The sequence below is a fragment of the Nocardia inohanensis NBRC 100128 genome, from assembly GCF_001612945.1.
Lineage (GTDB): Bacteria > Actinomycetota > Actinomycetes > Mycobacteriales > Mycobacteriaceae > Nocardia > Nocardia inohanensis.
This window is the reverse complement of sequence record NZ_BDBK01000001.1, coordinates 240357-260013: the sequence shown is the minus strand read 5'-3', so window position 1 is coordinate 260013 and position 19657 is coordinate 240357. Positions and strand designations below refer to the sequence as shown.

Here is a 19657-nt window from a genome sequence, read left to right as displayed (position 1 = left end):
TCTACCGCACGAATGTGTCCCGTGTCATAAAGTCCCGGTCAGCAAGACCAGATCCCGCCGCCAGGCCGCGCACTTCTCGGCGTATCGGGGCAGGTGATCGGCGGCGAAGGCGACCGCCGACCAATCCTCGGGCAGTACCTCGGCGATCCAGGAGTAGGTCCACGCGTACACCTCGCGGTCGCCCGCGTGCACCGAGACCGGAATCAGGTCGTATTCGTCGTCCTCGAACGCGTCGAGCACCCGCCATTCGCCGGCGGTGAGACCGGTCAGCAGGAAGCCCGCCGTCGACCCGCTCGAAGCCGACACGAGTCCCGGATACGCCCGGCCTGGCAAGGCCGCCGCCCGCCGTCCCGGCAGCACCGCCGGGGTGAGATCGGGTGCGCGCCCGAGCAATTCGACGAGCACCTTCGGGAATTGCAGGGTCCCGTAGACGAACAGCGCGTCCTGCGCGTGCGGCAGCCGGCGTCCCCAGCGTCGATCCGAGGTCACCTGTCCACCGACCGCGCCAGGATCGCCCCGTCGTGCGAGTTGATGATCTCGATCTGATGGCCGTGCGACCGTTTGAGCTCGCTCAGCCGCCGCTGATTCTCCCGATAGGTCTCCCCCAGTACCGCATTGGTCTCGTACACCCGCCACCAGAACGGTGTGCGCGGCCGCACCGGATCGATGGAGCTCTCCACGAAGAACGCGTCACCCGCGTGCAGCAGCCAGCCGTCGCCGGTATCCACGGCCACACCGGCGTGCCCGCGCGTGTGGCCGGGCAGCGGGATGACCAGGATCTCCGGCGGCAATCCGGGCAGATCGCGCACGGCCCGGAAACCGAACCATTCCTCGCCGCCGGCGACCTCGTTCACCATCCACTTGGGTCCGTGACCCCAGTGCGCGGCCCGATAGCGCGTCTTCTCCGACAGCGACGGAGTGGCGGTGGCCGCGCGGAACTCCGACCCGTGCACGTGCACCGTCGCCTCGGGGAAGTCCGCCAGGCCGCCGGAGTGATCGAGATCGAGATGGGTCAGCAAGATATGCCGCACATCGCGCGGGTCGTAGCCGAGCGCTTCGATCTGCCGGATCGCGGTCTGCTCCTCGGAGAGTTTCGCGCCCATCAGGAAACGGCTCGGGCCCAGCATCTTTCCGGGCTGCCGCACGCAGCCCAGTCCGAACCCGGTGTCCACCAGGACGAGTTCGTCACGGGTCTCGATGAGCAGGCAGTGATCGCACACGCCGAAGGACATGGTGCCGCAGTTCAGATGGTGAATCCGCATGGCCCGAGCGTCTCAGAAGGTGCTGAACCGGTCAATTCACCGGAACTCTCACAGGGCGTTACCGGAACTCTCGTGGACTCTCAGGGGCGTTGCCCCTGAGCCCCAACTGCGCAGAGAGTGCGTGGAGAGCGTCGCCCCTTCACCACTCACTGCGGCCGGTTGGCGCGGAAGATGGTGGCGAGGTGCTCATAGTCCTCGGTGCGGGCGGTGGAGGCCCGGAAGGCGAGGCCGAGGGTGCGGCCGGGGGCGGGGGCGGCGAAGCGGGCGACTTCCAGAGTGCCGCGCGAGGTTTCGGCGGCGACCGCCATTTCGGGGATGAGGGTGACGCCGAGATCGCCTGCCACGCACTGCACCACGGTGGCGAGGGAGGCGGCGCGGGTGTCGCCGACGGTGCTGGGGTGGGCGTCGTTGGAGCGGCACAGCTCGAGGGTCTGGTCGCGCAGGCAGTGGCCCTCATCCAGGAGCAGCAGCGGGAGGGTGTCGAGGTCGGCGGCTTTCAGGTCGTCGCGTCCGGCGAGCTGGTGGCCGCGCGGGACGACGAGGACGAATTCCTCGGTGTAGAGCGGGATTTCGACGAGGCCGGAGGCGTCGGTGGGCAACGCCAGCAGGGCTACGTCGAGCACCCCGGAGCGCAGGCCGTCGAGCAGCCGGGCGGTCTGGTCCTCGATGACATGCGGCACCAAGGCGGGCAGCTGGGTGCGCAGTTCCGGGAGCAGGGCGGGCAGCACGTAGGGGGCGACGGTGGGGATGATGCCCATGCGCAGCGTTCCACCCAGCCCGGACCCCGCCGCGGACGCGACAAAACGGTCAGCGGCTTCGAGGGTCGCCATCGCTTGCGGCAGAAGCCGTTTCCCGGCGGGCGTGACCAATACCCTTCGCGTGCTGCGTTCGATCAACTGAAGCCCGAGTCCGTTTTCCAGTGATGCCAGAGCCTGCGATAACGTGGGCTGGCTCACGCTCAGCCGGGCCGCAGCGGTACCGAAGTGCCGGTATTCCGCGATCGCTACGAACGCACGCAGCTGCGACAGGGTCGGCTGATAAGTTTGATCAGTCACGCCTATCAGTATAGTGCGACCGATCACCTTTACCTTTTACCGAGGTATAGGCATGATCGTTTGCAGAAGTCACGACACGATCGACACGACTACGAAGAGGAGCAAGCATGGCCCTGCTGACCATCGGCGACCAGTTCCCCGCCTACAACCTGAAGGCTGTCATCGGCGGTGATCTCTCGAAGGTGAACGCTCAGCAGCCCGACGACTACTTCACCCAGATCTCGAGCGACGACTACGCCGGCAAGTGGCGCATCGTGTTCTTCTGGCCGAAGGACTTCACCTTCGTCTGCCCGACCGAGATCGCCGCGTTCGGCAAGCTGAACGACGAGTTCGAAGATCGTGACGCCCAGGTCCTGGGTGCGTCCGTGGACAACGAGTTCGTGCACTTCCAGTGGCGCGCACAGCACGAGGACCTGAAGACCCTCCCCTTCCCGATGCTGTCGGACCTGAAGCGGGAACTGGCCACCGCCACCGGCGTGCTGAACGCCGACGGCGTCGCCGACCGTGCCACCTTCATCATCGACCCGAACAACGAGATCCAGTTCGTGTCCGTGACCGCGGGTTCGGTGGGCCGCAATGTGGACGAGGTGCTGCGCGTGCTCGACGCCCTGCAATCCGACGAGTTGTGCGCCTGCAACTGGAAGAAGGGCGACCCGACCATCAACGCCGGCGAACTGCTGACCGCGTCGGTCTGAGTCCCGTTCTAAGAGGAGCTGTTTCGCTGTGACCATCGAGAACCTGAAGAACTCGCTACCCGAGTACGCCAAGGACCTCAAGCTCAACCTGTCCTCGATCGCGCGCACCACCGTGCTGAACGAACAGCAGCTGTGGGGCACCCTGCTCGCGTCGGCCGCCGCCACCAAGTCGGCGACCACGCTGCGGGAGATCGCGGAAGAGGCCGCCGACACGCTGTCGGCGGAGGCGTACAACGCCGCCCTGGGCGCGGCCTCGATCATGGGCATGAACAATGTGTTCTACCGCGGCAAGGCGTTCCTGGGCGGTCGCTACGACGACCTGCGTGCCGGACTGCGGATGAACATCATCGGCAATCCCGGTATCGACAAGGCCGATTTCGAGTTGTGGTCCTTCGCGGTCTCCTCGATAAACGGCTGCCAGCACTGCCTGGAGGCGCACGAGAACACGCTGCGGGAAGCGGGCGTTTCGCGTGAGGTGATCTTCGAATCGCTGCGCGTGGCCGCCATCGTGGCGGGTGTGGGTCAGGCTGTCGCCTCGACCGAGGCGCTCGCCACCGCGGCGGTCTGAGCCTGCGCTGAGCCGTCAGGGGCCGTGCACCGGAATCGGTGCACGGCCCTTTTCGTGCATTAGCCAATGGTTAGCGGCAATCGGGTCACCGGTCGGCAACAATGCCCGGATCGTCCGGATTACGCCCATAGACTCCCCCGCATGCCGCGTTCCCGGACCGCTTCCCGTCGCCGCTGGAACAAGCTCTTCGCCACCGCGGTGGTCTTGATCGCGATCGGTGCGACCGGAATGGGGCTGTGGCTGAATCACACCGAACCGCGCCGCACCGAGCAGCCGCCCGCCGCCGATCCGACCGGTACCCCACTGCCCGATACCGAGCGCGCCCGCGCCGATCTGGACCGGCTCACCGTCGCTTGGAATCGCAATTGGGAATCCTATGATCGCAATGCCTTCGGCCCCGGCTGGTCCGGGCGGGGCGGGGAACCGGAACTGGCGAACGGGTGCACCGCGCGCGAGGACGTGATGAAGCGGGATCTCACGGAAGTCCGGCTGGCGGAGAGCAATTCGTGCCTGGTGCTCTCGGGCACGCTGCTCGATCCGTACAGCGGTGAACGGCTGCCCTACAACCGGTTCAAGGCATCGGATATCGAGATCGATCACGTGGTGGCCCTGGGTGACGCCTGGCGTTCGGGCGCGTCGGGCTGGAGCGCCGGGCAACGCGAGAGCTTCGCCAACGACCTCGGAAATCTGCTGGCCGTGCAGAAGCAGGCGAACCAGGACAAAGGCTCGAAGACCCCGGACCAGTGGCGGCCGCGGGAGGCCTACTGGTGCGATTACGCCCGCCGCTGGGTCGCGGTGAAGGCGCGCTGGCAGCTCACCGTGCAACCCACCGAGAAGAGCGCCCTGGCGGAGATGCTCGACAGCTGCACCCCGCGCGCGATCCGGTAACCATGGGTAAGCTCGGGACCCATGGGCTTACCCGAAAGCGACGGCGCACAGGTCGAAGTGGTTCGCGTGTTCACCGATCCGGCCGGACGGTTCGGCAATCCACTGGGCATCGCCCGCGCGAGCGAGGTGGCCGATGTCGATCATCAGGCGCTGGCCGCCCGCGTCGGACACAGCGAGACCGTGGTGGTGGATCCGCCCGCCGACGACCGCGCCCGCATGCGCATCTACACCCCGACCGTGGAGCTGCCCTTCGCCGGGCATCCGAGCGTCGGCGCCGCGTGGTGGCTCAGCGATCAGCGGACCCCGGTGCGCGTGCTCGACGTGCCCGCCGGACCGGTCGAGGTCGAGATCGACGACAGCGGGCTGACCTGGGCCCGGGCCCGCGCCGAATGGGCGCCCGCGTTCGAGTTCCACGAATTCGCCGACGGTGACGAGATGGCGACCCTGGATCCGGCCGATTTCCCGGAGGGTGCGCACTATGTGTGGACCTGGACCGATGAATCGCGCAGCGCGGTCCGGACCCGAATGTTCGCTCCCGCCATGGGAATCGCCGAGGACCAGGCCACGGGTGCGGCGGCCATCGCGCTTACGGCGCGGCTCCGGCGCGGACTGCACATCACGCAGGGGCTGGGCTCGCAGATCTTCACCCAATGGGACTCGGACGGCTGGGTGCGCCTGGGCGGGCGAGTGGTCGCCGACCATCCGGTCGTGCTCTGAACCGGCGGATCAGCGGGATCGACCAGGGCGCGAACCCGCCCAGCAACAAGAGAACCAGCCAGGGCAGCCGCCACCACCAGCGCACGCCCGACTCCATCGGGGTCAGCGGTGCGGTGGTGAACGGGCGGGCGGTGGCGGACCACGCCACGAACGCATCGCCGATGGGCAGCAGGCCGAAGGCATAGCGCTTACTGCCCGGCAGGGTGATCGGCAGACCGAGCAGCTCGCCTTCGGAACCCAGTGCGGCAGCGAGACTTCCGTCGCCGTTGACGCGCGCCGTGCCGAGCGCCACCACGGTGGACGACAGGCTGATGCCCGCCACCAGCGGGCCGGAGTCGATGTCACCGGAGCCTTGGTTCCCCTCCGGATATTCGCGCACGGCGGGACCGAAACCTGCCGGGTAGGAGAGGAATCGGTCGCGGAAGCCGGCGTACTGCGCGCGGGCGAACTCAGTGTCGATGTCGGGCAGGAAACGATCGATCACCGCCAGCGAAGTCGCCCGCGCACCCTCCAGCAGCCTCCCCTCGTCCGCCGAAACCCGGTGCGGCACAAGACCGGTATCCGGATCGAGCCGAGCCTTGACGGCATCGAGCCAGGACCTCGTCACCGAATCGAATCGCGGCGTGAGCAGATGGTCGTGCAGCCGAAGCGAGGCAATCGCGACGGTCGAGTCCACCGGCCAGGCTTGCCCCGGATACGCCTGTAGGAAGGGCGTTTTCGTAGATCCGGTGAACGCCGCCGCGATTTCGGCGCTCGTTTCGCCGAACCGCCGCACCTCCTCGGCATCGCTTGCCCCGGAGAGCGATACGACTCCCCCGCGCAGCCAGTTCGTCCATCCCGCCCAGAACACCCCGTAGGCGGGTTGCAGCCGCGCACTGAAAGGCGCACGCCCCCGGTCGGATTCGAGCCGGTCCAGCGCCCACCGCGCTTCCCGCAATGCCTCCTCCCGATGCTCCGCGGACGCTCCGGCCTGTACCCAAGCCAGGCCGTAGAGCGCGTGCGCGAAGAAGTACCCCTCGGGAAACTGCGTCTGCGCCGATTCCCCCGCGCCGTCGTCCAATGCCGAACGCAGGAAAGACAATTGCCGCCAGGTCCCCGCCGGCTGCTCATCCGTTCCGGGCTGGGGCCACAGGAACCGTGTGGCCGCGACGAGCACGGCCAGCGTCACCACCAGTCCACAACCCCGCAGCAGCCCGCGCACCAGTCGCCCGCCCACACCCAACCCCCATCGCGTTCCGAACCGCCCCGACGGTACTCAGCGGTGCGTCAGCTCGCGACGCCTTATTCGCCGCTCGATCGCGGCGATCCGTTTCCCGGCAAGCGGATGCGTCCCCTGCAACGGGTGCAGCAGCCGCGCGAGGTACCGCTCCAGACCCGGCTCGTTCAAGAATTCTCGCTCCACCGGCAGCTCGGAGTATTCGAGATGCTTGCTCAACGCGGGTCCGTATCCGACATCCACCGTCACCTGGTCCGAGATGGATTCCAGGCGTCTATGAGTGACCTGCCGGATGATCGGGGATACGGCCGCGAGCGCCGCGAGCAGCAACGCCGTTCCGGTCCCGACCGGCTGTCCGACCAGGCAGGCGAGGTATGCCAGCGCCGACCATTGCACGAATGCCGGCGGTAGCCACGCGATCGGGTCGTCGAAATCCTTTCCGAACAGCCTCCCCAACCACAGGACGGGTATACCGGGTAGGGCCAGCACCGCCCACAGCGGGAACGCCGTCGCCCTGCTGAGGGTCCGCAGCCGGTGACCGTGCCGGTCGAAGTAGTGCCCGAGTTCATGAGCCAGGACCGCCCGCATCGCATCGGGTGACAGCGTGCGGACGGCCTTGCGCGAGATCGTGACCAGGCCACCGTTCGCCGCCGCCGTCACCCGGTCCTCGTCCGTCACCATCAGCCCCGGCGCGGCCCGCGGGCGAATGCCGGTGAGCTGTCGGACATCCCGCCAGGCTTCGTCCAGTGCCAGGGTGGACCCCGCGGGTAGCTCCGGCAGGTGGCGACCGGCTCCGAAGAGCATGGCGAGGAACAACAGCCAGAGCACAACCAGCGACCACAGCACGATCAGCACCAGCACCACGATGCGGCCGAGGTGATGGTCGAGCCAGCGCAACAGCAGCACGTTGAGTACCGCTGCGGGCAGATTGGCGGCGACGACGACGATCGTGAGCAGCAGGCCGCGCAGACCTACCCACCATCGGTAGACGGCACGACGAGCCGGGCTCGCCGATTCGAGCCGGGGCGGGGTCATGACTGCGGGCCTCGGTCGGATCTGGACTCGCGCAGGCGAATTCGAGCTTCGACGGCCGCTGTGCGCATTTCCGGTTGCGGATGGGTCGCCGTCGCCAGCTCGCACAGGCGGAGAAAGCGGCCGGTCAGGCCGCCGGTGTGGATGGGCGGCCAGGGCGAGCCGGGCGGGTCCTCGGCGCGAAAACGCAGATAGACCAATAGATCCGGGCCGTAGCCGAGGTCCGCGGCGACCCGGTCGGCCACGGTTTCGCCGTGCCGGTGCAGGGCATGGCGCAGGATCGGTTCCAGGGCGGCCAGGGTGATCAGGGTGCAGGCGAGCGAGACGCCGAGGATGTGGGCCACCACGCCGGTGAGAAGGGCGCAGAGACCTGCCTTGCGGAACATTCGGACTTCGATCGCGTAGCAGCCGGCGTCCGGCAGCAGGTACAGCCGTTCCAGCCATCCTATGCACGAAACAGCCAATGCCGCAGTCATTCTCACCGGGAAGCTGAGAGCGGATGCGAGCAGGCGCAGCCGATCGCCGGTGCGGGCGAGGTAGTGGCCGAGTTCGTGCGCCAGCACGCCGCGCAGGGCCCGGGTACTGAGGGTGCGGGCGGCCTCGCGGTCAACCGCGACCACGCCGCCGACGACGAAGGCTTCGGTGCCGCCGCGTTCGTGTTCGTTGACCCACAGCGAGTTTCGCCGGGTCGGGGTCAGGCCGGCCGCGGCAAGCACTTCCGGCCAGATCCTGGCCAGTTTGGCCGGGTCTTCGTCGCCGGGTGGGCGCAGGAACAGCCGGGCGGCGGTGCTTGAATTCAGCAGCAGCAGTGCCACGGCGGCGACGGCCCACAGACCGAAGAGCGCGTACGCGACGCGGTGACCGTAGCGGTCGCCGATCCGCAGGATGACCAGAACGGTGAGTGCGGCGGCGGGCAGCGCCATCGGCAGGGCGAGTGTCGCCGAGAGAAATCCGCGTATCCGCAACGACATTCGATAGCCGGCGAGCCGGCGGCGGCGTACTGATCTTCGTCGAGATCGAAACATGAGCAATCCCCCCGAAATCCACAGTGCCATCGGTCTCGGCGAGCGGACCGGAAGGTTCATAACGGTTCGGCGGGGATATGGAAACGCGGGTACGCGGGATGGTTGCGGGCGGAAAATCGGTTGCCGTTTCTGTCGGTGGGCGATGAGATTCTGGGTACCGCGACGTCTTCATCGGCAGTTGCCCGTATTCCCGATCGGAAGGAAATCTGCCGTGGAAACCACTACCGGACCCGCTGTGTCCGGGCTTTCCACCGGACCCCTCGCCGGGCGGCGAGAGTGGATCGGGTTAGGTGTGCTCGCTCTGGCGTGCCTGGTCTATGCCATGGACCTGACCGTGCTGCACCTGGCCGTTCCGCAGATCAGCGCAACCTTGCACCCCACCGGCACCGAATTGCTGTGGATCATCGATGTCTACGGGTTCATGCTGGCGGGTCTGCTGATCACCATGGGCACCCTCGGTGACCGGATCGGGCGACGGCGACTACTGATGATCGGGGCCGCGCTGTTCGGGGCGGTGTCGGTGCTGGCGGCCTTCGCACCGAGCGCGGAGACGCTGATCGCTTGCCGGGCGCTGCTCGGGATCGCGGGGGCGACCATCGCGCCGTCCACCCTGTCATTGATCTTCAATATGTTCCGTGACGCGCGGCAACGTTCGCTCGCGGTCGGCACCTGGGTCACCGCGTTCTCCGCCGGTGGGGTGGTGGGGCCGCTGCTGGGCGGGCTGATGCTGGAGCACTTCTGGTGGGGGTCGGTGTTCCTGCTGGCCGTGCCGGTCATGGTGCTGCTGCTGGTGCTCGGGCCGCGGGTGCTGCCGGAGTTCCGGGACGATAATGCCGGGCGGCTCGATTTGACCGGTGCCGCATTGAGTGTGGTGACGATGGTCGCGTTGGTGCTGGCCATGAAGAAGGTGGCGCAGGACGGGTTCGGGATGGTGCCGCTGCTGGCGGTGGTCGTGGGTGCGGTGGCGGGGACGCTGTTCGTGCGGCGGCAGCTGCACCGGGCCGACCCTATGCTCGATCTGCGGTTGTTCCGGCTGAGCACCTTCCGGACCGGGTTGTCGATCAATGTGATCGCGGTCTTCGTGATGTTCGGGTACTTCCTGTTCGTCGCGCAGTACTTCCAGCTGGTGCTCGAGATGTCGCCCACGCAGGCCGGATTGGCGATGGCGCCGTCGAGTGCGGGGTTCATCGTGGGATCGCAGGCCGCGCCGCGGCTGGTGCGGGTGATCCGCCCGGGGTATCTGATCGGGATCGGAATGACCGTCGCGGCAATCGGATTGGCGCTGCTGACGGGACTATCCGTGCACGGGACGCCGACGTTGGCGATCGCGGCGTCACTGCTGGTGGCCCTGGGGATGGCCCCGGTGTTCGGGATCACCACCGAGCTGGTCGTCGGTTCCGCTCCGCCGGAGCAGGCGGGGGCGGCGTCGGGACTGTCCGAGACCGGGGCGGAACTCGGTGGGGCGCTGGGTATCTCGATCCTGGGCAGCATCAGCATCGCCATCTATCGATCAGATCTGAACGACACGCTGCCGCACGGGCTACCCGGTGCGGAATCCATTCGCGACACTTTGGGTTCCGCCGTGGAAACAGCGGGCACCCTGCCCGGCCCACTCGGCTCGGCGGTGCTTCAGGCCGCCCGCGCAGCCTTCATGCACGGCGTGCACATCACCGCCGGTATCGCGGCCGCGGCGGCTCTGGTCATCGCGGTCCTGGCCGTGGCCAAGCTGCGGCAGATCCCGGCCGGGGAGCTATCCGGCGCGCACGACCACCAGTAGCGGGCCCTCACCTGGGGTACGAAAGCGGCCCGGACACATCGTGTCCGGGCCGCCGCACCGGCTGATTCGCGCCTACGCGTCGAGGGCGCGGGCGAAACCGGCCGCCATCTCGGCGACCTGCTCCTCGGTGATGACGAAGGTCGGGGAGATCTGCAATGCGCCCTGACCGGCGGCGCGAGTGGAGATGCCGTGGGCGCGCAGGGTTTTCACCATGGGCAGCGCTGCGGCCGGATCGGCGAGCTGGACCGCGGCGACCGCGCCCAGACCGCTGCGGACCTCGGCGACGCGCGGGTGCGCGGCGAGCGGCGAGAAGTGCTCGTGCAGCAGCGATTCCAGGTTCTTGCTGGCATCCAGGAGGTGCTCACGCTCGATGATGTCGAGGTTCGCCATGGCCGCGGCGGCCGCGCCGGCGTGCCCGCCGTAGGTGTAGCCGTGCCGGAACCAGACGCCGCCGGAGTAGAACGGCTCGGCCACGCGCGGGGCCACGAAGACCGCGCCCATCGGGACGTATCCGGAGGTGAGGCCCTTGGCGGTGGTCATCAGATCCGGTTCGAGGTCGAATCGCGAAGAGGCGAACCAGGATCCGCCGATGCGGCCGAAACCGGTGACGACCTCGTCGGCCACGAACAGGATGTCGTTCTCGCGGCAGATGCGGCGCACCTCGGTCAGGTAGCCCTGCGGCGGCAGATAGACGCCGCCCGCGCCGATGATCGGCTCGGCGAAGAACGCGGCGATCCGGCCCGCGCCCACCTCGTCGATGAGCGCCTGCAACGAGGCCGCGTCATCCCACGCCACGGTGCGGGCATCGGCCATGAACTCGCCGGTGTAGCCCTCACGGTTGACCGGGATGCCGGCCAGCGCGGTGCCCGCGACATGCATGCCGTGGTACGCCTTCTGCCGGCCCACGATCAGGGTCTTCTCCGGCTTGCCCAATTCGTTCCAGTAGCGGCGCGCCAGCTTGGCGGCGGTATCGATGCCGTCGGAGCCGCCGGAGGTGAACAGCACCTTGCTGCCGGGCACGGGGGCGATCCCGGCGAGCCGCTCGGCCAGGTCACGCAGCACCGGGGAGGCCAGGTCGCCGAAGTTGGAGTAGTGGGCGATATTCGTCAGCTGCGCCGCGACCGCATCGGCGATCTCGCGGCGGCCGTGCCCGACATTGGTGAACCACAGACCGGCGGTGGCATCCAGGTAGCGGGTGCCCGCCTCGTCCCAGATATACGCGCCGTCACCGCGCGCCACCACGAACGCGCCATCGCGCTCCACCGCACCCATATCCGCGAAGCCATGCCACAGCGAACCCATCCCGCACCTCCGTCACACCGACACCAGCCCGCCCTGTCACGCGAGCCGACCTCCCTCCATCACACCATCACAACCGTGAGCAGCGCGAACGACCCCCGACTTCGCAGGTCCCGCCCGCGCCTCGGGAAACGGCCGCGACCACGCCGTACCCGCCACACGACCGCCGTCACCGCCCGCTACGCCGTAATACGATTCACCCCGCCGCGACCGCGACGAGCATGAGCGCCGTGCCCAGGTCCATGACGACGTGCGGCACCACGGCCAGCGGACCCGCGCCGACCGGGTGCGGGAACAGGTGGCGCAGTGCCCGTCGCGCACCGGGCACCGCCATCACCACCGCGTCCACCGCGAACACGCCCGCCAGCGCCAGCATGACGCCGGGTGCGGGCCCGCCGGAATGCCCGTGCGCGCCGTGCCCGCTCATGGCGTACCACATGACGGCAGCCGCCAGCACGTGGTAGCCGAATGCCGCAACCCCAGCTCCCGGCATTCGAACCTCGTTGCGCCACTGCACGATCCGACCCAGCAACAGCATCCCGTACACCACGGTCATGGCGGTCAGCACCCCGCGCACCGCGTGCGGGTCCGCCGTGGCCGGAAACACCAGCATCGCCACCATCACCAGGCACATCATCAGGTGTGCCGCATCGGATTCCCGATCGCTCACCCGCACCGCCGCCAAGCGCGCCAGCACGATCATCGCCGCGAAACCGAAGGCGGCGACCGCCACCCAGCGCACCATCCCGTACTCCTGTAGGAATACCGCCACACCCACCACCTCTCAGCGCGGTGACCGGACACCCCCTCCATGCTCGCATCGCCACCGCCGGCGGGGCCCGCCTTTTCCCTGCCGAAAGCACTCCGTGACACCGCCACTACCGGGCCCGGTTTCCGCCCCGGCGAGACGGTGGCGCCGGCCGTGACGGATAAGACGACCGATTCGCGCCCCGGAAACCCTTGCAAGCCTTCGGTCTTGTGACCCACGATCCAGCCGACCCGTTGACCGAACTGAGAGCCGGCCTCGACCTGCTGCGTTTCTCGGTGGACGCCGCGAATTCGACGATGAAGGGCATCTTGCAGGAGATGCGCGCCTTCGATGCCCGGCTGCGCGCCCTGGAGGCCAAGACCGGCGACCTGCCCGACCGGACTTGACCTTCAACCTGCTCGAAGCCCGATCATGACCGGGTGCCCAATTCCGAGTTGATGCCGATCGGTTCGTTCGCCCAGCGCAGCGGGCTGACCGCGAGCGCCCTGCGCTTCTACGCGGACTCCGGTCTGCTCCCACCCGCCGCGACCGACGAGGTCTCCGGGTACCGCTACTACAGCCCCGACCAGGTCGAGCGGGCTGTCACCCTGCGCCGTCTCCGCGCGATCGATATGCCCCTCGCGGCGGTCGAGACGGTCCTCGACACCGGCCCCGGCGAGGCGATCCGGCTGATCGACGAACACCTCGCCAAAGTCGCCGAGGATGCCGCGCGGGCGCATCGCACGGCCGCCGCCGTCAAAGCCGGTCTCGCACCGGACCACACGCAACCCCTCGCCGCCCTCAAGGGCCCGATCCTGGCCGCCGCCGTCGAACAGGTGCTGACCGCCACGGCGGCCGACGCCGAATTCCCGGTCCTCGGCGGATTGCTGCTGGAGGCCACGCCCGAAGCGATCACCTTGACCGCGACGGACCGCTTCCGCCTCGCCACCCGGACCCTGGTCCCGATCGAACCCGCCGATCGCTCCTGGTCGGCGACCATCGACGGGCGAGATCTGCGCGACGCGATCCCCGAAATCCGCCGCGCCACAGTGGTTCATCTCGAAACGAACCGCCACGGCATCGTCCTGCGACCGGAAAACCGTGCCGTGCAGCACTGCCGCCTGCTACCGGAGACCTTCCCGGATTATCGCGCGATGCTCGCCGCCCTCCCCGAAGTCACCACTCGCGCAACGCTTTCCAAGGACCTCCTGCTGCGCGCCCTCGAAGGGCATTCCGGCGACCGCGTCCGCCCGCTCCCGGACCACGACGTGTGGTTCGAGGTGATCACGCTGTATCCCGCGATCAGCACCGCCCTGGGCCCGGACGTGATGATCGACCTGCGCGGCCCGGACCGGCCGGCCACCATCCGCTCCGCCGACCACGGCGACCTCACCACCCTGGTCATGCCCACCGAACCGGAACCCGTGCCGTAGGTCTCGCGAACGACCCGCCTGGCCGGATTTGTTGAACTGGTAGGGACAATTTCCAGATACGGTCGAGCGGCATCGCCATCGCGGGAGGGAGCTCGGCAGCATGAGTGGATTCGGAAAGCGGGACGGGTGGAACACGGCCGCGCCCCTGGGGCCGGAATCGTTGACCTGGAAGCATTTCGGGGATATCCGGTCGATGCTGATCCTGGGGCGAGCGGGCACCTTGCAGAATATGCATCCGGTGCTGGATCAGGCGCTGCGGGAGCATTCGAATTTCTTCACCGACCCGATGGACCGGTTCGATCGGTCGATCAAACCGATCCACGCCATGATCTACCAGCCGCGAGCGAGTGAGAATGCCGCCACCGTGCGCGATTTCCACAAGCCGATCAAGGGTGCGGACGAACGCGGCGGGCGGTATCACGCGCTGGATCCGGACGTGTTCTGGTGGACGCACGTGACCTTCTACGAGTCGATCATCGCCACCCAGGAGTTCTTCGGGACGCCATTGAGCGCGGCGGAGCAGGAGCAGCTGATCGCGGAGGGGCTGACCTGGTGGCGGCTGTACGGCATGAGCGAACGCCCGGCCTTCGGAGATGCGGAGAATTACCGGCGGTATTGGGAGTTCATGTGGCGAGAGGTATTGGAGCGCAATGCCACGACGAAGTTCGCCGCCGGGATTCACCTGGCGAAAGTCCCTGCACCGAAGGGGATTCCGCATGCAATCTGGAGGGTGATGCGCTTACCGGTGATGGGCATCGGCGTGTGGATCTCCAACGCCACCATGCCGCCCGAGGCCCGGAAGATACTGGGCTGGAAGTGGTCTCGCCTGGATCAAGCCGCCTTCGAGGTGTTCCGGCGCACGGTGCGAATCGGCTGGGAGCTCGCGCCGGAGCGCTTGCGCTATCTCCCGGACTCGTGGGCCGGGATGCGGCGATATCGCACCGATCCCGCTGCCTACCTGGCGGATTCAGCGCATACGGAAGACCGGGCCGTGGGGGCGGAAGGGTAGCCCGGCACCGGCCGGGATCAGGAAGGCGTGCTCGCGGCGGATGCGCACCACATCGCACATGCCGTCGGTGATGACCAGCACGGGAGCGTCGGCGGGAAAATCGTCGGCGCGCTCGAGCAGCCGGATACCGGGTTGCAGGATGGTGCCGCCGCGCCCGCGAACCCTTACGCGGGAGGCGATTTCGTCGACCGGAAGGTACCCGGCGTCGTGGGCGGCGGCATCGCAGAAGACGACCCGGGCGCGCGGCACGTCACGGGCGCGGGCATAGGCGGCGATCGCGCCCAGCCCCTTGCCCATCAGCTCCGCCGACATCGAGCCGGAGGTGTCGAGGACGACCCCGAAGGTCGGCAGGCGGACCGACTCCTCGGGGCGCGTCCAGGCGGGGCGCGGAATATCCGGCGTGGACGACTGACGACGGGAAGCGCGGGCGTAGCTGCGATGCTTTTCGACAGCGGGGACGTGTTCGTCGAACCACTGCGCCAGCTGCGCATCCCACGGCAGCGGCGGCTGATCGAGGGCACGGATCTCCTGCTCCAGACCGGCGGGCAGCAGGCCGCGGCCGCCGGACTGGTGGTAGGCCAGCCCGGTGGCGAGCGCATTGCGGTAGTAGTCATCCAGGTTCAGATAGCGGCCGGGCGCGTCGCCGTGCGGCAGCGGTTCGCCGAAGATATCGCCGCGACCGCGACCGCGCAGGGTGGCGAGCTTGCGCAACCGGCGCAGGTCACCGGCGATGCGGTCGTAGATCTGTTCGGCGGAGAGACCTTTCAGCTCCGGGTCGTAGAGCAACCCGGACGGCAGCTCGCCGACGCCCATCTCGACCAGCCAGCCATTGACCACGTAATCGCAGGCGACATTGAAAAGGTAGTGGTCGCGCCAGCCCGCGCGTTCGCCGTGCCGCAATGCGGCGTGCAGCATTTCGTGGGCGAGCACGAAACGCCATTCCTCATCCGAGAGGCCGGCGTACGGGTTGATGTAGATCTCGGCGGCCTCGGCATTGACGGCGGCGATCGAAATATCCCAGCCGCGCGCCACATCCGGATCGGCGACGATCTTCATGCCGGCGGCCAATCCGCCCAGCAGCGGATACGAGGAGACGAACCAGTTCAGCGCGCGATCCCAGATCCCCAGGTGCTGCTGCTTACCGCGGGTGACATCGCGACCCGCGGCTGCCAGGGCAGCGCGAGCGGCCTCGCCGATACCGGTGGCGAAGCGGGTGCGATGGTCGGCGTGCTTGGCGGTCTCGGGGGTCCCGATGAAGAAGTCCGGGTACGCGTCGCAGCGGTACGCCTCGGGAACGTCTGTGTTCCACCAACGTTCGGTCAGGGCGAGCTCGTCCGTTCCGCCCGGCGGCGGCGGCAGCGGCACCGGCGGGCGGCCCAGTTTCAAGGTCAGCAGATACTGGTCGATCAGCGCGCAGCAGGCCGCCCGGTAGATCGCATGCGGCTGCCGGGGTGCGTGCAGCCGGCTGCGCGCATGGGTGTTCTCGGCCAGCACCCGCTCCGGAATCCCACGCGGATCCAAGTGCCCGAATCCCGCGTGCAGCAGCAGATGTGCGAAGACCCAGGCCCAATCCTCGCTCGTGCCACGGATTTTCGGGTTGACCATGATGGACCCGGCCGGGTGTATCACCGCCCACACCTGCGGCGGCAGCTCCTCCACCTCGTAGGTGCCGTTGCGCAGCTGCCGGAAGATCGGGTTGCCGTGCACCAGATCCCAACCGGCCCGCCGGTTCTCCACCCACGGGTCGGCCGCCCGGCGTTTACGCGTGGAACGTCCAGCCACGTCTACCGCCGAGCCGCCAGCCGCGGCAGATCGCGGGTGACCTCGACCAGGAACCAGGACGGCAGCACCGGCATGCCGTCGTCATCGGAGGCGATGACCAGCTGCGCGCACTCCACCGAGATCTCGGCGAGCTCGGTGAGCATCGTCTTCGACCGCAGCACAAAGCGTTTCAGGCCGGCCGAGACGTGTTCACGGGACGCGGGCAGCTCCTTGATCAGTCGCGCGCGGAAGGTCTCGGACAGGAAGTACAGCAGATCCCGGTCGGCGGGCTCACGCGGCCAGGACGCGTCGCCCTTGATGACCGCCTCCAGATCGAAGGCGTGCCGCACCGTCTTCACGAACGCCCGGAACGCGGAAGCGTGTGCGGTGCTGAGGGTTCCGGATGCCAGCACCCACAGGGCGGTGTCGTCGACGCCGTCGCCGTAGGAGTGCAGGGCGTCGGAGAGCATGTGCCAGCCGCGCGGGGTGGAGAACGGCTGCTCGGTCTTGGGCGGCGCGGACCACAGGTGGTCGGGGCGCTGCACGATGTATTCGATCACCCAGGGGTGAATGTCGTTGCCCGCGGCCCATTTCAGCCAATCGTCGACATCGGCGCGCAGATGCACGTGCACCATGCGATTCACCAGCGCGGAGGCCATCGGCCGCGCCAGCGCATTATCGGTGGCCCGGTTTCCCGCGCCGATCACCACCGACCCGGCGGGCAATTCGTAATTCCCCACCCGGCGATCCAGGATCAGCGAATAGAACGACTTCTGCACCTCGGCGGGCGCGGCATTCAACTCGTCCAGGAACAGCACGTACGGTTCGGCCCGGGCGATCATCTCCGGCGGCGCGAACCGGCTGCGATCGGCCACGATCTGCGGCACCCCGATGAGATCCTCCGGCGCGAGCTGCGTTCCCAGCAGGGTCACGCACTCCAATCCGAGCGCATCGGCGAATGCCCGCACCAGCGAACTCTTTCCGATTCCGGGAGCCCCCCACAGAAATACCGGCCGCACCACCGCAACATGCAACAGCAACTCCGGCAACTGATCCGGGGTCACCGCGACAGTCGCTTCCAAACGCTTCCTTCCAGCTTCGACCAGGTGCGTTCAGGGTAGGGATCCGGCCGGAATGCCCGCCAGCGATTTTCGGTTTGCATCCGGTACCCGGGTACGGGCTTAGCATCGGAAGACAAAGGGGCGAGCAAGGCGGAGGTGCAGGTCATGACCGGTGAGACGGGTGCGGCGAACTGGGTGGCGGTCGATGCGTGCACCCTGCCGAGCGCGGCGCAACCGCTGCGAGTCGCCGAATTCGACGAGCTGTTCGCGAACGCGCTGCGCGCCGTGCAGCGGGTCTCCCCGACCCGGCTGCGACTGCGGCTCGACGCCGCGGCGGAGTCCGAGGCCCGGCAACTGGCGGGCCGCGAGACCGCGTGCTGCTCGTTCTTCACCTTCGAATTCAGCACCGGCCCAGCGGGTTCGATATGGATGGAGATCGAGGTACCGGCCGCCCGCACGGCGGTACTCGATGCTTTGGCGACGCGCACCGCGGCGGGGATGCCCTGATGAGCGGGCTGCGGAGCGGTCAGCTGGCGGCGGCCGCGGGCGTGAACATTCAAACCCTGCGCTACTACGAGCGGCGCGGCCTGCTCGCCGCGCCGGAACGCTCACTCGGCGGCCATCGGCTCTATCCGGAGCAGGCCGTGGGCTTGCTGCGCACCATCAAAGCCGCCCAGCGCCTCGGCTTCACCCTCGACGAAGTCGCGGACCTGCTCGAAACGGGCCGGTTCGCCGCTCGCCGCTCCCCCACCCCGGGCTTGCAGGTCAGCGCCAGAACCAAACTCGCCGAGATCGACGCGAAGCTCGCCGAGCTGACCGCCGTGCGCGACACCCTGCGCGCCGCCCTGGAAGCCGGTTGCGACGATCTGCTGGAGTGCCGCGAAACCCCCGGCTGCCCGGTGCCTTTCACCGATCGGTGAGCAGATTCGAAGCCGATCCCGCCGTCCGCGAAGCTGCTCGCCGCGAGCTCGGGCAAGGTCCCCGTTAACCTGACGGCATGCGTATCGTGCTCGACGATCTGAGCGGACCGGAGGTTATCGCGCTGCTCGAAACCCACGTGGCGGAGATGCTGGCGAACTCACCCGAGGAGAGCATGCACGCGCTCGAGGTGGCGGAGTTGCGGAAGCCGGAGATCACGTTCTGGTCGGCTTGGGACGGTGACGAGCTGGCCGGGTGCGGGGCCTTGAAGGAATTGGATCCCACGCACGCGGAGATCAAGTCGATGCGGACTGCCGAGAGCTTCCGAGGGCGAGGGGTGGCATCGCTGTTGCTGCGGCACATTCTGGAGCAGGCCCGGGATCTGGGATACCAGCGAGTCAGCTTGGAGACCGGCGCTGCGGAGTTCTATCAGCCCGCGATCCGGTTGTACGAGCGGTACGGGTTCGAGCACTCCGGGCCGTTCGGCGACTACGCCGAGGACCCGCACAGTGTGTTCATGAGCCGGACGCTGCCCTGATCAGGCCGCGGCGCTGCGGCGGTCCCGCCAGCGTTTCGCCAGGTCACCCAGGGCGATGACGGCGATGGTCAGCACCACGAACGCGACCACCAGCACGACCAGTCCGATGGTCATGGACAGATAGCCCTGGGTGCGGGGATCGATGAACGGATACGGATACCAATCCACGATCGGCCCGCGGATCAGCGTGTACACCCCGTAGGCGATGGGATAGGCCAGCCAGACTCCGGCCAGCCGCGCCGTCACACCCAGGCTCACCGGCACCAGCACCCAGTCGATGAAGAGCACCAGCGGCATCACCCGATGCAGGACGTCATCGGTCCACTGATGCATGACGCCCACGGCCACGTTCTGCAAGAGCAGGGCGTAGACGATGCCGGTGATGACTATGTACAGCGTGCCCGCGCCGCGAATCAGCTGCCAGCGCCGGCCCTGCGGATCGCGCAGGGCGATGACCAGCAGCACCGCGATCGCGATCAGGTTCGACTGGATGGTGAAGTAGCTGAAGAAGTTACCGATGGTGCCGCCCGCGGCCAGATGCGTGGCGGTCCAGACGGTGGCCGCGATATCCAGGACGGCGGCGGCGAACAACAGCGCCCGGCCCCACAGCGGATGGACCGCAACCTCGCTCATGCAGCCGATGGTCGCATACGGT

The 19657-nt window shown here is 68.1% G+C and carries 22 protein-coding genes; 11 read left to right on the top strand and 11 right to left on the bottom strand.

The window, feature by feature from the left end; translation table 11 throughout:
• Positions 1 to 24: 24 nt before the first annotated feature.
• From NI1_RS01220 to NI1_RS01210, 3 genes are all read right to left on the bottom strand, one after another.
• Positions 25 to 489 carry a gamma-glutamylcyclotransferase family protein gene (locus NI1_RS01220; protein ID WP_084522446.1) on the bottom strand — a complete coding sequence of 155 codons (465 nt, stop codon included), beginning with the start codon at positions 487 to 489 and terminating at the stop codon, positions 25 to 27.
• Positions 486 to 1262 carry an MBL fold metallo-hydrolase gene (locus NI1_RS01215; RefSeq protein ID WP_067813224.1) on the bottom strand — a complete coding sequence of 259 codons (777 nt, stop codon included), beginning with the start codon at positions 1260 to 1262 and terminating at the stop codon, positions 486 to 488. Before NI1_RS01215 ends, NI1_RS01220 begins: the two co-directional genes overlap by 4 nt.
• 146 nt (positions 1263 to 1408) lie before the next feature.
• On the bottom strand, positions 1409 to 2317 hold the full coding sequence (locus NI1_RS01210) for a hydrogen peroxide-inducible genes activator (RefSeq protein WP_067813221.1): 909 nt from the start codon (positions 2315 to 2317) through the stop codon (positions 1409 to 1411).
• A gap of 107 nt (positions 2318 to 2424) precedes the next feature.
• On the opposite strand from NI1_RS01210, the gene NI1_RS01205 reads away from it, so the two are divergent.
• The 4 genes from NI1_RS01205 (at position 2425) to NI1_RS01190 (ending at position 5185) form a co-directional block, all read left to right on the top strand.
• Positions 2425 to 3012 (top strand): peroxiredoxin, encoded by a 588-nt coding sequence (locus NI1_RS01205; protein ID WP_067813219.1) that lies wholly within the window; start codon positions 2425 to 2427, stop codon positions 3010 to 3012.
• 28 nt (positions 3013 to 3040) lie between these two features.
• The gene (ahpD, locus tag NI1_RS01200; protein ID WP_067813217.1) at positions 3041 to 3580 is read left to right on the top strand and encodes an alkylhydroperoxidase, AhpD family; all 540 of its coding nucleotides are present in this window, start codon (positions 3041 to 3043) and stop codon (positions 3578 to 3580) included.
• A gap of 141 nt (positions 3581 to 3721) precedes the next feature.
• A complete protein-coding gene (locus NI1_RS01195) occupies positions 3722 to 4468 on the top strand; it encodes an HNH endonuclease family protein (protein ID WP_067813215.1) in 747 nt (248 codons plus the stop codon).
• A 21-nt stretch (positions 4469 to 4489) separates the two neighbouring features.
• Entirely contained in the window at positions 4490 to 5185 is a 696-nt protein-coding gene (locus NI1_RS01190) for a PhzF family phenazine biosynthesis protein (RefSeq protein WP_067813212.1), read from the top strand.
• Here the strand turns inward: NI1_RS01190 and NI1_RS01185 are convergent.
• The 3 genes from NI1_RS01185 to NI1_RS01175 are packed head-to-tail and all read right to left on the bottom strand — an operon-like array spanning position 5112 to position 8398.
• On the bottom strand, positions 5112 to 6401 hold the full coding sequence (locus NI1_RS01185) for a hypothetical protein (protein ID WP_067813210.1): 1290 nt from the start codon (positions 6399 to 6401) through the stop codon (positions 5112 to 5114). The two genes, NI1_RS01190 and NI1_RS01185, sit on opposite strands and share 74 nt — an antisense overlap.
• 39 nt (positions 6402 to 6440) lie before the next feature.
• Complete coding sequence (locus NI1_RS01180) at positions 6441 to 7436, bottom strand: M48 family metalloprotease (protein WP_067813208.1); 996 nt, start codon at positions 7434 to 7436, stop codon at positions 6441 to 6443.
• Positions 7433 to 8398 carry a M48 family metalloprotease gene (locus NI1_RS01175; protein WP_169815516.1) on the bottom strand — a complete coding sequence of 322 codons (966 nt, stop codon included), beginning with the start codon at positions 8396 to 8398 and terminating at the stop codon, positions 7433 to 7435. The genes NI1_RS01180 and NI1_RS01175 overlap by 4 nt, the downstream gene beginning before the upstream one ends.
• A 295-nt stretch (positions 8399 to 8693) precedes the next feature.
• Here NI1_RS01175 and NI1_RS01170 point away from each other — a divergent pair, with 295 nt between their 5' ends.
• Positions 8694 to 10235, top strand: coding sequence for an MFS transporter (locus tag NI1_RS01170; protein WP_067813204.1), 1542 nt, complete (start codon positions 8694 to 8696; stop codon positions 10233 to 10235).
• A gap of 72 nt (positions 10236 to 10307) precedes the next feature.
• Here NI1_RS01170 and NI1_RS01165 read toward each other — a convergent pair whose 3' ends face one another.
• Complete coding sequence (locus tag NI1_RS01165; protein ID WP_067813202.1) at positions 10308 to 11537, bottom strand: aminotransferase family protein; 1230 nt, start codon at positions 11535 to 11537, stop codon at positions 10308 to 10310.
• Between the two features lie 193 nt (positions 11538 to 11730).
• Positions 11731 to 12306 (bottom strand): DUF5134 domain-containing protein, encoded by a 576-nt coding sequence (locus NI1_RS01160; protein ID WP_157534883.1) that lies wholly within the window; start codon positions 12304 to 12306, stop codon positions 11731 to 11733.
• A gap of 206 nt (positions 12307 to 12512) precedes the next feature.
• Between NI1_RS01160 and NI1_RS37685 the strand changes: the two genes are divergently transcribed.
• The 3 genes from NI1_RS37685 (at position 12513) to NI1_RS01150 (ending at position 14724) form a co-directional block, all read left to right on the top strand.
• On the top strand, positions 12513 to 12689 hold the full coding sequence (locus tag NI1_RS37685; protein ID WP_157534882.1) for a hypothetical protein: 177 nt from the start codon (positions 12513 to 12515) through the stop codon (positions 12687 to 12689).
• Positions 12690 to 12722: 33 nt separating this feature from the next.
• A complete protein-coding gene (locus tag NI1_RS01155) occupies positions 12723 to 13715 on the top strand; it encodes a DNA polymerase III subunit beta family protein (protein WP_067813199.1) in 993 nt (330 codons plus the stop codon).
• A gap of 100 nt (positions 13716 to 13815) precedes the next feature.
• Positions 13816 to 14724 (top strand): oxygenase MpaB family protein, encoded by a 909-nt coding sequence (locus tag NI1_RS01150; protein WP_067813197.1) that lies wholly within the window; start codon positions 13816 to 13818, stop codon positions 14722 to 14724.
• On the opposite strand, the gene NI1_RS01145 is transcribed toward NI1_RS01150, so the two are convergent.
• Positions 14683 to 16506, bottom strand: coding sequence for a vWA domain-containing protein (locus NI1_RS01145; protein ID WP_067813195.1), 1824 nt, complete (start codon positions 16504 to 16506; stop codon positions 14683 to 14685). The two genes, NI1_RS01150 and NI1_RS01145, sit on opposite strands and share 42 nt — an antisense overlap.
• A gap of 2 nt (positions 16507 to 16508) precedes the next feature.
• The gene (locus tag NI1_RS01140) at positions 16509 to 17567 is read right to left on the bottom strand and encodes an AAA family ATPase (protein ID WP_067813192.1); all 1059 of its coding nucleotides are present in this window, start codon (positions 17565 to 17567) and stop codon (positions 16509 to 16511) included.
• Between the two features lie 144 nt (positions 17568 to 17711).
• Between NI1_RS01140 and NI1_RS01135 the strand changes: the two genes are divergently transcribed.
• The 3 genes from NI1_RS01135 to NI1_RS01125 all read left to right on the top strand — a co-directional run bounded on the left by NI1_RS01135 (position 17712) and on the right by NI1_RS01125 (position 19002).
• Positions 17712 to 18053, top strand: a complete 342-nt coding sequence (locus NI1_RS01135; RefSeq protein WP_067815028.1) for a hypothetical protein — start codon at positions 17712 to 17714, stop codon at positions 18051 to 18053.
• On the top strand, positions 18053 to 18466 hold the full coding sequence (locus NI1_RS01130; RefSeq protein ID WP_067813190.1) for a MerR family transcriptional regulator: 414 nt from the start codon (positions 18053 to 18055) through the stop codon (positions 18464 to 18466). The genes NI1_RS01135 and NI1_RS01130 overlap by 1 nt, the downstream gene beginning before the upstream one ends.
• A gap of 77 nt (positions 18467 to 18543) precedes the next feature.
• Complete coding sequence (locus NI1_RS01125; RefSeq protein ID WP_067813188.1) at positions 18544 to 19002, top strand: GNAT family N-acetyltransferase; 459 nt, start codon at positions 18544 to 18546, stop codon at positions 19000 to 19002.
• On the opposite strand, the gene NI1_RS01120 is transcribed toward NI1_RS01125, so the two are convergent.
• Positions 19003 to 19635 carry a Pr6Pr family membrane protein gene (locus tag NI1_RS01120; RefSeq protein ID WP_067813186.1) on the bottom strand — a complete coding sequence of 211 codons (633 nt, stop codon included), beginning with the start codon at positions 19633 to 19635 and terminating at the stop codon, positions 19003 to 19005.
• Positions 19636 to 19657: the final 22 nt, after the last annotated feature.

Excerpts from the sequence above, each read along its gene's own strand:
- NI1_RS01215 (WP_067813224.1), bottom strand. The coding sequence starts at position 1,262 with ATGCGGATTCACCATCTGAACTGCGGCACCATGTCCTTCGGCGTGTGC.
- NI1_RS01180 (WP_067813208.1), bottom strand. The coding sequence starts at position 7,436 with ATGACCCCGCCCCGGCTCGAATCGGCGAGCCCGGCTCGTCGTGCCGTC.
- NI1_RS01205 (WP_067813219.1), top strand. The coding sequence starts at position 2,425 with ATGGCCCTGCTGACCATCGGCGACCAGTTCCCCGCCTACAACCTGAAG.
- NI1_RS01120 (WP_067813186.1), bottom strand. The coding sequence starts at position 19,635 with ATGAGCGAGGTTGCGGTCCATCCGCTGTGGGGCCGGGCGCTGTTGTTC.
- NI1_RS01190 (WP_067813212.1), top strand. The coding sequence starts at position 4,490 with ATGGGCTTACCCGAAAGCGACGGCGCACAGGTCGAAGTGGTTCGCGTG.
- NI1_RS01125 (WP_067813188.1), top strand. The coding sequence starts at position 18,544 with ATGCGTATCGTGCTCGACGATCTGAGCGGACCGGAGGTTATCGCGCTG.
- NI1_RS01135 (WP_067815028.1), top strand. The coding sequence starts at position 17,712 with ATGACCGGTGAGACGGGTGCGGCGAACTGGGTGGCGGTCGATGCGTGC.
- NI1_RS01195 (WP_067813215.1), top strand. The coding sequence starts at position 3,722 with ATGCCGCGTTCCCGGACCGCTTCCCGTCGCCGCTGGAACAAGCTCTTC.
- NI1_RS01165 (WP_067813202.1), bottom strand. The coding sequence starts at position 11,537 with ATGGGTTCGCTGTGGCATGGCTTCGCGGATATGGGTGCGGTGGAGCGC.
- NI1_RS01130 (WP_067813190.1), top strand. The coding sequence starts at position 18,053 with ATGAGCGGGCTGCGGAGCGGTCAGCTGGCGGCGGCCGCGGGCGTGAAC.
- NI1_RS01150 (WP_067813197.1), top strand. The coding sequence starts at position 13,816 with ATGAGTGGATTCGGAAAGCGGGACGGGTGGAACACGGCCGCGCCCCTG.